Genomic DNA, 12,552 nt, shown 5'->3' on the forward strand with positions numbered 1-12,552 from the left:
ATCTATTTTAGTGTTTTTTGTTGGAGCTCTGCTGCTGCATGTATCGCTTTACGTATACGCGGATAAGTGCCACAACGGCAAATGTTTCCAGCCATAGCCACATCTATATCGGCGTCGCTAGGATTTGGGTTATCACGCAGTAGTACTGCCGCTGCCATGATTTGTCCAGAATGGCAATAGCCGCATTGCGGCACATCAATTTCTGCCCACGCCTGCTGCACCGGATGGTTATTGTTTTGCGAAAGGCCTTCTATAGTAATTACCTGTTTGCCTACAGCACGATTTACCTTAGTTACGCATGAACGCACAGCATCACCATCAAGGTGTACCATACATGCACCGCATTGTGCCACGCCGCAACCAAATTTAGTTCCTGTCAATCCTGCCAAATCACGGATTGCCCATAATAATGGCATTTCCGGATCGGCATCGAGACTATGCTCTTTTCCGTTAATAGTCAGTTTTATCATATTAGTTTTTGTTTTATTTTTGTAAAGAGAAGTAAATTTCGCAATTTTTAACTGATATCTATTTATCATTATTCCTGTTTTACTTACCAATATTACGGATTAACAATAATTTAAGAAAAAACCGGAAAAACAAAACCGGCTTCAAATAAAGAAAAGGCTTTACATAATCTCATAATAATATCGGATTAACTCAATGAAGCCACGTCAATTACAAATCGATATTTAACCTTTTTGAGCTTTCTCATAGCCTATATCTTTAATTCAAAGTTTAGTGGGAACAAAAAAATTTCTTTTCTTGAGATGCCACGTTTTTGGACAGCCCTGACCAGAGCTTCTTCATTTCATAAGCAGAAGCCATGTGATCTGCTAGTTAAATAAAAAAATAGTAAGGCTACCAATATGAAGTAACTTTAATCTTCATCCTAAATGTTTTTAATGACAAACTTCACAACTTATATGTAAATAGCCTGTAGACAGATTACGGTATTGCCTACCAATATTACTGATGGGGAGTTGAAATGGTTTAAATTCGTTTTTGAAGATTACTCAAAGCCAGAGTTCGTAAAACTTAAACCTAGATTTGGCACGTTTAATAGTGGCAAATCCTATACTTATACCTTTAAAAAACAGGTAAAAAAAAAGCCTGTAGTTACCTACAGGCTTTTGCAAGTGATATAAGTTCAATACATCTGCCTGCTGGAAAAAAAGGATATTTTAAGGCTGTTTAAGGCCTGTTTGTAGTTGTACCCGTTCCGTTTGTTCCGCTTTTACGCGTTTCATTTGTAGCAGGTTGGGCTGTACCCTGTGATGTTGTCGTTGTACCTGATGTATTATTTGCAACTTTCTTCTTAGCATTCTTTTTATGCTGCTTTTGAGTACCCGTTTGCTGAGCAGTGGTAGTCTTCCCAGATGTTGATGAACGGCTTGTTGAAGTGCTGTCGGTCTGGGCTGAAGCTATACCAAAAGCCAGCATAGCGCCAAGTGTTAAAAATACTTTTTTCATGATATTATAGTTATATTAAATTTAAAAGAGTACATGTTAATTAGTAAGAGCTTGATCTGACAGATTATCAGCAGCCTTAAAATTGATTGAACTATAAGCCGCATCACTAAGGATCATATCTGCTTCTTTCTCTTCCGCGAGAGTCTGGCTAAGCAATTTTGCAGCGTCGTTTTCACCCAGGGTTTTAGCGAAGGCGCAAAGTGTGCCGTAAGTAGCTATTTCATAATGTTCAATTTTTTGAGAGGCAGCAATGATGCCTGCATCACGCACAGGGCCGGGTACTGTTTCCTCAAGAATACTATCGCCCTCTTTAAGCAGGCCTGCCATAGCCTCACATTTTTTTCCTTCTGCTTTTTCACCAAGAAGCTCAAAAACACTTTCAAGTCGTACTACCTGATTTTTAGTAACCTCAAGATGTTCTCTTATAGCTGATGCCAACAATGGCGATGTTGCATTTTGAGCCATGTTAGGTAAAGCAGAAACTAAGGCATTTTCTGCCCAGTATATATCCTTTAATGAATCGATAAAGAAGTCTTTTAGCTCAACAGCTGCATTAGCTGCAGGTGAAACCACACTATTATCATTGTTTGATTTTTCTTTTGCAGGCATATCTGAATTTTTCATAATCTATTTTTTATTAATTGTTTGATAGTGTAGCTTCACGTGCCCAAAAACGATGGCCGGCCATGGCAATGATAAAATTTGCGGCAAATTCAGGGCTATTGTTGTCTTCTTCCGCTACAATGCCCTCGTCGCCATTATCAATCTTATCTGCAAATGCAGTTCCTGACAATAATTCTATCCCCTGCCCCTGCACTCCTATTATTTTACAATGCCTGTAAGCATCGTTCAAAAAGTCCATAACATCGGCGTCCTGTGAGAGCTCATTAAGTCCCTGCCCTCCAGGTACGTAAACAGCGTCAAATAATACCGATGAACAGGTAAGAAATGTAAAGTCAACCGCCATCTCTCCACCTTTGTCTGTTTTTACTATACCGTGATACGGCGCTATAATACAGCCCTTAGCGTCTTCTTTTAAAAGTGCCATCTTTAAATTCAGTACGACCTGTTCGTCAACACCGTCAGCACATACAATGGCAACCTTACGCGAAGCTATCGTTGGCGTTACTGTAGGATTATTGATCATACTCAATGCCTGCGAAGATTCTACCGAAGAGGGCACTGTTTTAGGTTCCTGCTCACCACCTAAATTTTCAGGTGACACACCATGGTTCATTGGCTGCTCAGGAGATGCCGGAACTACTAAACGTAATCCTTGTGCTACACTTTGGGCCAGACCGGTATCAACCTGAGATAATATCCCAAGCATACGCACCCTGATAGCTGTAGTTTCTACTTTTGTCAATTCAAAACGCAGGGCTCTTATAATGTGATCCTTTTCAGTCTGCGTCTGGCTGTTGAAGAACAACTTAGCCTGCCCAAAATGATCTGAAAAGCTCTCGCTTCTTGCACGTACTTTGTGCGCATCTACACGTTCATTAAAACTTGAGAAACCACCCTCAGCTATTTTTGCCTGATAAGGGCATCCGCCACCTAATGAATTTGGCGAATAACTTACACGGCCCATATTTATTTCCTGACGCATATGGCCGTCACGCTGATTGTTATGCACTGGCGCAATACTCCTGTTAATAGGAATTTCATGGAAGTTAGGGCTTCCTAAACGCGATAATTGAGTATCGGTATAAGAGAACAATCTTCCCTGTAATAATGGGTCATTTGTAAAATCAATTCCCGGCACTACATGCCCAGGGTGAAAAGCTATCTGTTCTGTCTCTGCAAAAAAGTTGTCGGGGTTCCTATTCAAAACCATTTTTCCAATAATGGTAACAGGAACAAGTTCTTCCGGAATTATTTTGGTAGGATCCAGAAGGTCAAATTCATATTTATGCTCATCAGCTTCCGGTACTATCTGTACACCAAGTTCCCATTCGGGAAAGTTGCCTGTATCGATAGCTTCCCAAAGGTCACGCCTGTGAAAATCAGGATCTTTACCTGAAATTTTTTGTGCTTCGTCCCAAACAACAGCATGTGTGCCTAATTTTGGTTTCCAATGTATTTTTACAAAATGAGATTCGTTTAGCTCATTAATGAAGCGGAATGTGTGTACCCCAAAACCTTCCATCATACGATAACTACGGGGAATAGCCCTATCTGACATAAGCCACATAATCATATGGGTAGATTCAGGCATTAGTGAAATAAAGTCCCAAAATGTATCGTGGGCTGAAGACGCCTGTGGAATTTCGTTGTGCGGCTCAGGTTTAACAGCATGTACCAAATCAGGAAATTTTGTTGCATCCTGTATAAAGAAAACCGGAATGTTGTTACCTACAAAATCATATATACCTTCCTGAGTGTAAAACTTTACCGAGAAACCACGCACGTCACGGGCGAGATCTGTAGATCCGCGTGAGCCGGCTACAGTAGAAAAACGTGCAAAAACCGGCGTCTTTTGTCCTGCTTCCTGTAAAAATCCAGCCTTTGTAAATTGAGGTATAGGGTTAGTAACCTCAAAATAGCCATGAGCGCCAGATCCACGGGCGTGGACAATTCTTTCAGGAATGCGTTCATGGTCAAAATGAGTGATTTTTTCCCTTAAGATGAAATCTTCCAACAAGGAAGGCCCACGATCTCCTGCCTTTAATGAATTGTTGTCGTCGTTTATTTTTATTCCCTGGTTTGTTGTCAGGAATTTGTTTGTTGCATCAGACTTGTCTTTAGAAAGATCCATCTGCTTAGCCTCCTGATTGTTTGGAAGTGGTTTGTTGTTTTGTTTCATATTATAACTGTAATGGTTGATTATGGAAATACCCGGCTACTTTTCTTTTGTCTTTAAGATAACTTTTTAACGTCTTTTGCTTTTGTGCGCCAATTTTGATGATTTTTGATTTGAATTGTTGTACACTGCGTAGCGCCATATTATCCTGCTGATTTTGAGGGAAAAATCGAATAAAACAAAACCTGTAAAGAACTTGATATCGCAGCAGCAGCTTACTCAAAGTAACAACACTTAATGCAGCGCAGAATTACATCATTTTAAATAATCATTACATCATTTGGTATGGTAAAACTATACACCATAAAAAAAGTCCTGCTGATTAGCAGGACTCTATATAATAAATTGATTTAGGTATTGTAGTAATTAATCATGTAATTTTCGCGGTTCATGCCATCTGTAACATATTGCCAGTTGATATACATTACCTCTTTTAGTATTTTTCTAAGCTCATCAAACTCATTAGGCTTTTTTATAAAAACATTCGCGCCACTTATAAAAGCATCTTCAATTGTTTCCCGGGACGACAGACTGGAATACATTGCAACGGTAGTTTCCCGTAATTTAGTACTTGACCTTATAGCTTTTAAACACTCCATTCCTGATCTACCCGGCATATTGACATCAAGAAATATGATGTGCGGTAAAATGTTAGAATCGTCAAGATAAGCCATGAGTTCATCGCCGTCTTCACACATATCCAGCGTGTGTTTAATCTTTAAACTATCAAAAACCTTCTTAAAGAAAAGGCGGTCGTCCTGGTCATCTTCTGCAAGCAAAATGTAAAGTTTTTCCGGATCCATAATTTAAGATTTAGTTTATGTTAATTGTTAACGTACGTTTGTTCTGGACTACCTTTTGAAAGACTGTAGGAGTAAATCCGGTAATTTTTTTGAATTGGTTTGATAGGTGCGCAACGCTGCTGTAATTCATACGAAATGATATTTCTGTTAACGAAAGGTTCTCAGTGATGAGCAGCTGTTTTACACGTTCTATTTTTTGGATTATAATGAAGCTTTCAATAGAAATATGGCATACTTCTGTAAAGACATTAGACAGTGTCCTGTAATTCTCATCAAGTTTCTCTGAAAGATAGGTTGATATCTTGATTAGCGGCATATTGTCCTGTTCAAGCATAGCCATTATAGCTGCCTTTATCTTTTGGACAAGTATAGCTTTTTGGTTATCCACTATTTCTATTCCATAGTGCATAAGCCGTTGTTGCAGCGAAACATATTGTTCCATAGAAATATTTTCCTCAAAACTTATGGTTCCCGTTTCTGCAATTGCATATTTAAAATCGAACTTATCAAGCTGTTCTTGCAGGACGACGCGGCAGGTCCTGTCAAAATTGTATTTTAAATATAGGTTCATGGTAAGGTAAGGTTTCTATAAATGTAGCTTAAATGCTCTTGCACATACCATAAAAAGAGTTAATTAATACTATTATAACAGTTGTTTACATATTATCAGAAATAATTAGCTCCTAAATCTCCCCAATAGACAAGTGATAACCATAGTTGGCATTAAATGAGCCTTTTACTTTAAATACCTATCCTTGATTATGATATCAAAATTTTTGGACATTTCGTCTATTTCTGTGGCAAGTGAATTATATATCAGCGATCGGGAGATTGCCTCTTGCGATTCCAATATAGCGATTACCGTAGGCAGGTGTGCCATACGGTTTTTTTGTAAATCCAGATCATATATGCCACAATCACTATAACTGCTTAAATCATCCCAATCAGGCCTGTCGGTAACAGGATAAATGCACATTCCTTGTAACGGAATGCCCTCACTGAGTGCTATGATACAACCTTCTGTGATTTCCTCTATCCATTGTGCCCTGCCGGTACCAAAGTGGCCGGTTTCAGACAAGAAAATAGGTTTAGAGTACCTAAGATATGCCATCTTTAGTAAATCTGCTATTCTTGTTCTCCTTTTGTAATCTTCCGGCCACGGCAGTGTACCAGTATTATGATCCCATTGACTGTTCCAATAATAATTAAACCCTAATATGTCCAGATAGACCTCACTCCCACCCAACTCAGGACACATTCGCCCTGCAATAATATCCATTGCCTGGAACTGATGCTCGTTAAGGTTATAAATATGGAACGGATCATCTGATAATCCGCCATGAATGCTAATAAGGGGTTCAACCAATACGATACGGCATTCAGGTAAAACAGATTTAAGTGCCCTGATGCCTTCTATGGCAGCTTTGCATAGATGGTACTTGATATCAAAGCCGCAATTTACCGCAAAAGGTACAGTCCCCCTTACATCTCCTGAATGCCAGGAGAGAAAACTAATTTCGTTTACAGGCACTACAAAAAAAGGCTGGCTTGTTGTTTTGTCATAAAAGCTGGCAAAGGCGCAGCACAGCGCCACGAATCTCTGGCAAAAATGGGGGTGCGTAGGATATATGCCATCCGGGTAACCAAAATGGCATAAATCCCAAATCACCTGTATTCCTTTTTCTTCAGCAAGGCGTATCCTGTTTTCTACTTCGGTAAAGTCAAATACATAGGGTGCTACCTCTACTGCACTCCAGCAAATGCCTTCGCGTGCTACTTTGATGCCCAGGTCTGCAAGATCCTGATAGTCGTCTCCTGCCCTTATATCATGTTCGGTCTCCTTTAGCAGATTTACGCGTTCACCGGAACGGTTAATGTGGTCCGCACATTCATAACCACCCATAAAAAAAGATTTAAATAAACTCATATAATAGCTTTTGCAGACGCAGCGCTTTCTACTTTTTCAAGCGACTTAAAAAGATCCAGCGCATTTTTGAAAGCCTGGTCCATATTAAAATATTTATAATTGGCAAGCCTCCCTACAAAATAAACATCGGGTACAGTTGTAGCTTCGTTTTTATACATTTCATAAATCTCCTGATTCCTCGCATTTGGCACCGGATAATACGGCTCGCCTTCGTCCATTGTATACTCTCGTACTATAGTCGTTTTTGCCGATTCCTGATTGCCAAAATGTTTGTATTCAATAATTCTTGTAAAGTCTACCTCACGCCCGGGATAATTAATTACCGAATTATTCTGGAAAAATTCAGCATCTACCGTTTCGCTAACAAAGTTGATAGACCTGTATTCCAGTTTTTCGTCAAGGCTATACTTAAAGTCAAAGAAGCGATCAATGGGACCTGTATAAAACAGTTTTTCATACCCATCCAACTGATCTCTGATGTCAAAAAAATCTGTATTAAGCATTACCTCTATATTAGAATGATTTAATATACTATCAAAAAGCTGAGTATATCCACCCTTTGGCAGTGCCTGATAGGTGTCCGAAAAGTAACGATCATCATAATTTGTGCGAACAGGGATACGATCAAGGACTGAAGCGTCAAGTTCTTCAGGATATTTATCCCATTGCTTTTTGGTATAATGCCTGAACATTTTTTCGTATAGTACCGGGCCTACTTTACTTAATGCGGCTTCCCTCCCATCTGCGGGTTGAGAAATAGATGGCGCATTATCTTCAAACCACTTTTTCATTTCTGATTCCGTTTTTATATCGGTACCGAAAAGTGTGTTGACAGTGGTTATGTTAACCGGTATAGGAACTAATGAACCGTCTACATTTGCAAGCACCTTATGCTCCCATGGATACCATTCTGAAAAGCTGTTTACATATTTCCATACTGTTTCATCATTAGTATGAAAAAGGTGTGCGCCATATTTAGAGACTAATATTCCGTTTTCATCAATGTAGTCATAGCAGTTACCTGCAATATGGTTACGTTTTTCAATAATTAGCACCCTTTTACCCGCATTAGCATACTGTTCTGCCAGTACTGCGCCAGAAATGCCTGCTCCTATGATTACAATTTCTGCGTTTGTCATGATGTTACGGTATCTAATAATAATTGTTTCATTTTACTAACGGTGCTATCCCATGATGTATTCTTAAGTATCTCGTTATAATCATACTTCATAAATGGATCGGGAATATCTGATATCGCCTGGTCAATTGAAGCCGAAAATTCTTCTGCTGTAGCTACAATCTTGACGATATTTTTATAGTCTCGTAATACATCTTTTATCGCTGTAGAAATTATAGGCTTTCCTGCTGCCATATATTCAAGAGTCTTGGTTGGGCTTATATATTTGGTAGCATCGTTAAGGGCAAAGGGCATCATAGCCACTGTAAACGCTTTTAGATAGCCGGGTAGCTCAATGTAGTCTTTCATGCCCAAATAGTGAATGTTTCCAAGTCGTGGCAGCTCATGTTCTCCTATCTTCGCCAATGGGCCAATCATTACAAATGATACCTCAGGTTTCAACGCTGCAGTATCCCTTAAAAGTTCAAGATCTATACGTTCATCAATCACACCAAAATATCCGGTTATAGGATACGGGATATTGACAATATCATCATGGAGGACAATTCCGTTCAGCGCCTTTGCAAAATGTGCCTGGTCTACTGAGCTTGGAAAACAGTGTACATTATCATGAAGTAAAGCCTTTGATTCATAAAGCGACTTGCCTCCGGTAAAAACGATATTAGCATTAGCGACCAGGTATTTTTCCTGCTCTATAAGCTTTTCAGGAGCACCCTTAAAGAGTGACAGTTCGTCCATACAGTCATAGGCAATGGTGTCAAAATTGAAATATGGTAGTAAAGGGACAAATGCTGCAGAATAAAACCATCCCAATGATATTTTGTTATTAATATACTGGGGTAATACATCTGCAATCTGCTCAATTGAATCTACATTAGGCTGAAGTATATGAAGGGTGTCACTAATTTTTTGCAGGTTACTCCCTGACACATCATGTCTGCGCCATGGTTCTTCTATCAGTAATATTTTTCTGTCCTTAGCAAACCGGCTTATAATATGCTGGGGTCTTTGATAAACGAAATCCCATCTTAAATGACAAAATACGACCATGTCGTAAGTTTGCTGTTCATTTAGGTCTACATCAGACGGGTTTACCCCGTGCGTTATCTTATTTTTTAGTGGATGCATTTTAGAAGTTTTTAGATATTATTGATAAGCGTTATCATCTTCTTATGATTATAAAGACCCCGATACAGTTAAACAAGCCAGCCGGCGTTTCGGATTTGGCTATCGCAGCTATATCGGGATTTAATTTTTCCGGTACATCGTGTTACCCGGATATTACCTTTTCTCCTGAACTGAGTCGTCATCACTTTGCTCGCCAGCTGCCTCAAAATTAATGTCATTGTATGCTGCATCGCTAAGAACGGCATCGGCTTCTTTTTCTTCATTAAGAGTTTCTTCAAGAAGGCTTGCAACTTCTTCTTCGCCAAGCGTTCTAGCAAAAGCGCACAATGTGCCATAGGTAGCGATCTCATAATGTTCAATTTTTTGCGAGGCTGCAATAATTCCAGCATCACGCACAGGACCCGGCTCAGTGCTTTCCATAATTTCCTGCCCTTCTTTTATAAGACCATCCATGGCTTCACATTTTTTGGCTACTGCCTTTTCGTTAAGAAGCTCAAAAACGCTTTCAAGTCGTTGCACCTGTGCCTCTGTAACGGTAGTGTGCTCTTCTATCGCATCAACAAGGCTAAGTGTTGTAGCATTTTTTCTCATCTTAGGCAACGCCTTGGTCAAAGCCTTTTCTGCCCAGTAAATATCTTTAAGGCTATCTACAAACAACTTCCTCAATCCGTCAGCAGCATCGCCGTTTGCTTTTACCTTGTCCTTACTGTCTCCTTTAGTCGTTGAAGTTTTTGCCGTAGTCGTTTTCGCTGTAGCCGTTTTTTTGGCAGCGGCGCCATCTAGTTTACCTGGTGTACTTTTCATAATTGTAATTGTTTATTTTTATGTTTTACAAATTACCCTGTTTATAGGGATTATAGGCTTACACAATTTTTCTGTAAGCTTGCATAATGTTGCTGATTAAGAAAAGTTTATGAAGCAAAAATCCCCGGAAGACATAACCTTGGACTAACCAAAGTAATAATTAAAATCAACCATAAACCATCTAAGGTTCATTGCGTTTATATTCTATTGCATTCTTTGTTTACATTGCAAACTGCATTCGTTAATGTTACAGCCCAGATCCTTTAGCAGTGCTATTTCCATTATTAGTGGTTGTTGTAGTATCCATCTTTGCAGCACCTTCTGATTGTTGTGCAGGTTCTGTTTGTGCGCCTGCCGCATCACCATTTGATGTCTCATCGTATTCGGAACTACTATCACTTGCTTCGGTAGTATTATCAGTACCCTGCCCGGTGCTCTCCCCTTGTTTGCAAGATGTGGTTAACATAAAGTTTACTCCCAACATTAAACACAAAAAACCATTAATCAATTTTCTATTTTTCATATACTATATTTAGTAAAGCAAAGGTCGATTGTAACATACAGAGTAACTTACATGATATTGTATAATCGTTACATAATTATGGTTCAGGCATATTATAACAAAAATTGGGGATATTATGCAAGGTAGATGCCTTCTGTTTAGTTATATTTGTGAGACAACTTTAGCTACCAACAGCAATATATAAATGCTTTAATCAAAACAATACGTATGTCAAAATCCGGTGTAATTGTAATCGTAGAAGAAGATGTTGATGACCGAAAATTTTTAAGCGATATCATAGAGGAGCTTGAAATTCAAAATGAGCTTAAGTGGTTTGAAACTTCTGAAGATGCAATGGAATATTTGTCTACAACTTTTCAATCTATATTTGTTATTCTTTCAGATGTAAAACTTCCCGGCAAAAGCGGACTGGAGTTTAAAAAAACTCTCGATGAAAATCCTGAGTTACGCCGCAAAAGCATTCCGTTTATATTCTATTCAACAGTTGCTAGTCAGGAAGACGTTAACGATGCTTTCCTGAATATGACAACTCAGGGATTCTTTAAAAAAGGGCCTGATTACGAGAGTTCTAAAACTACTATGAAGGCAATTTTCGATTATTGGAGACTTTGCAGGCATCCTAACACACAATAAATTCTTGTATCACTATTCAATTTAAACCTATGCGACAACTTGCCGGGCTTTATTCTGCATCTATTGTTGAAACGATACGGGAGCCTTTAATTGTATTAGATACCGACTTGCGAATTAAAAGCGCAAACACATCATTTTACAGTTATTTTAAAACTACAGAGCGTGACACTGAAGATAAAATACTTCTTGACCTGGCAGATGGCAGATGGCAAAACGAAAATTTTAAAAATGAGCTTTTAAAAGTACAGTATACAGGAATAAATGTTGACGAGTTTCAAATTGAAATGTTCTTACCGGAAATTGGTGAAAGAATCTTGTTATTAAATATACGGCCAATGCTTCATGCAAACCTAAAAGAACAGCTTATACTAATTACCATCAATGATATTAGTGAAATTCATATTGCTAACAACATACTCGAAACGAAAAATAATGCCCTTGAAGATATCAACAAAGAATTAACTTCTTTCAATTATATATTAAGTCACGACCTTCAGGAACCGTTACGTAAAATACATACATTCAGCAAATTAATTGCAGACGATTATAAATCTAAACTATCAGTAGAAAGCACTGAACATATAAACAGGATACTGGTGTCTACCAGGCGTATGCAACAGCTAACAGAAGATCTACTGAATTATTCACAAATAGGCAGTTCTGATAATTACCAATTGTTTGACACTGACATGAATATAATAATTCAGGAAGGTATTGATGAATTAAGAGACAGCATTACTTCAAAAGCAGCCACCGTTAAAGTTTCTAAATTTCCTGTGTTAAGAGCCATTCCTATATTAGTTCGCCAACTGTTTATAAACCTTATTGGTAACGCAATTAAATATTCAGATAAAAACCTGGAGCCTGTTATAACAATAGAAGGAAAGGAGATTGAAGATAACGAAATGCTTTCAGCTCATGGAAAATATTATAAGATTATAGTAGCCGATAATGGCATAGGATTCCCGAATGAGCAGGCCGTGAAAATATTTGATCCTTTTTACAGGCTTCATGGTAAAGATAAATATGATGGTACAGGCATAGGGCTGGCAATATGTAAAAAGATAATGGCAAAGCATCAGGGATTTATTACTGCCGAAAGTTTGCCGGGAAATGGCGCCACTTTTACCCTCTACTTCCCTTTACAGCGAAAACGCTAGTCATAAATTTCGTGGATACATCTTGCCGGTTAACATGATGGTTAGCATTGCAAAATAGTGTAAGAAAACTTAAATGTTGTGTAAGCTATACTCGCGATTTCGCTATTAAATTTGTGTTGATTTTCTTTAACCTTAGATGTAAGTTATGCAATTTCATATAAGT

13 protein-coding genes are annotated in these 12,552 nt (G+C 38.5%); 2 read left to right on the plus strand and 11 right to left on the minus strand.

The window, feature by feature from the left end; all coding sequences use genetic code 11:
• Positions 1-2: 2 nt before the first annotated feature.
• The 11 genes from R1T16_RS02095 to R1T16_RS02145 all read right to left on the minus strand — a co-directional run bounded on the left by R1T16_RS02095 (position 3) and on the right by R1T16_RS02145 (position 10,539).
• A complete protein-coding gene (locus R1T16_RS02095; protein WP_317499402.1) occupies positions 3-470 on the minus strand; it encodes a (2Fe-2S)-binding protein in 468 nt (155 codons plus the stop codon).
• A gap of 724 nt (positions 471-1,194) precedes the next feature.
• Positions 1,195-1,473, minus strand: coding sequence for a hypothetical protein (locus R1T16_RS02100; protein WP_317499403.1), 279 nt, complete (start codon positions 1,471-1,473; stop codon positions 1,195-1,197).
• Between the two features lie 36 nt (positions 1,474-1,509).
• Positions 1,510-2,097 (minus strand): ferritin-like domain-containing protein, encoded by a 588-nt coding sequence (locus tag R1T16_RS02105; protein ID WP_317499404.1) that lies wholly within the window; start codon positions 2,095-2,097, stop codon positions 1,510-1,512.
• 13 nt (positions 2,098-2,110) lie between these two features.
• A complete protein-coding gene (locus R1T16_RS02110) occupies positions 2,111-4,276 on the minus strand; it encodes a catalase (protein WP_317499405.1) in 2,166 nt (721 codons plus the stop codon).
• 347 nt (positions 4,277-4,623) lie between these two features.
• Positions 4,624-5,076, minus strand: a complete 453-nt coding sequence (locus tag R1T16_RS02115) for a response regulator (RefSeq protein WP_317499406.1) — start codon at positions 5,074-5,076, stop codon at positions 4,624-4,626.
• Between the two features lie 10 nt (positions 5,077-5,086).
• Entirely contained in the window at positions 5,087-5,647 is a 561-nt protein-coding gene (locus R1T16_RS02120; protein WP_317499407.1) for an AraC family transcriptional regulator, read from the minus strand.
• A gap of 165 nt (positions 5,648-5,812) precedes the next feature.
• The gene (locus R1T16_RS02125) at positions 5,813-7,003 is read right to left on the minus strand and encodes a hypothetical protein (RefSeq protein ID WP_317499408.1); all 1,191 of its coding nucleotides are present in this window, start codon (positions 7,001-7,003) and stop codon (positions 5,813-5,815) included.
• A complete protein-coding gene (glf, locus tag R1T16_RS02130) occupies positions 7,000-8,142 on the minus strand; it encodes a UDP-galactopyranose mutase (RefSeq protein WP_317499409.1) in 1,143 nt (380 codons plus the stop codon). The genes R1T16_RS02125 and glf overlap by 4 nt, the downstream gene beginning before the upstream one ends.
• Entirely contained in the window at positions 8,139-9,269 is a 1,131-nt protein-coding gene (locus R1T16_RS02135) for a glycosyltransferase (RefSeq protein WP_317499410.1), read from the minus strand. The genes glf and R1T16_RS02135 overlap by 4 nt, the downstream gene beginning before the upstream one ends.
• A 153-nt stretch (positions 9,270-9,422) precedes the next feature.
• Complete coding sequence (locus R1T16_RS02140) at positions 9,423-10,073, minus strand: ferritin-like domain-containing protein (protein WP_317499411.1); 651 nt, start codon at positions 10,071-10,073, stop codon at positions 9,423-9,425.
• Between the two features lie 247 nt (positions 10,074-10,320).
• Complete coding sequence (locus R1T16_RS02145; protein WP_317499412.1) at positions 10,321-10,539, minus strand: hypothetical protein; 219 nt, start codon at positions 10,537-10,539, stop codon at positions 10,321-10,323.
• A 264-nt stretch (positions 10,540-10,803) separates the two neighbouring features.
• On the opposite strand from R1T16_RS02145, the gene R1T16_RS02150 reads away from it, so the two are divergent.
• A complete protein-coding gene (locus R1T16_RS02150; protein ID WP_317499413.1) occupies positions 10,804-11,229 on the plus strand; it encodes a response regulator in 426 nt (141 codons plus the stop codon).
• 29 nt (positions 11,230-11,258) lie between these two features.
• A complete protein-coding gene (locus tag R1T16_RS02155) occupies positions 11,259-12,389 on the plus strand; it encodes a sensor histidine kinase (RefSeq protein WP_317499414.1) in 1,131 nt (376 codons plus the stop codon).
• Positions 12,390-12,552: the final 163 nt, after the last annotated feature.

Source organism: Flavobacterium sp. DG1-102-2, from assembly GCF_033042555.1.
Taxonomy (GTDB): Bacteria; Bacteroidota; Bacteroidia; order Flavobacteriales; family Flavobacteriaceae; genus Flavobacterium.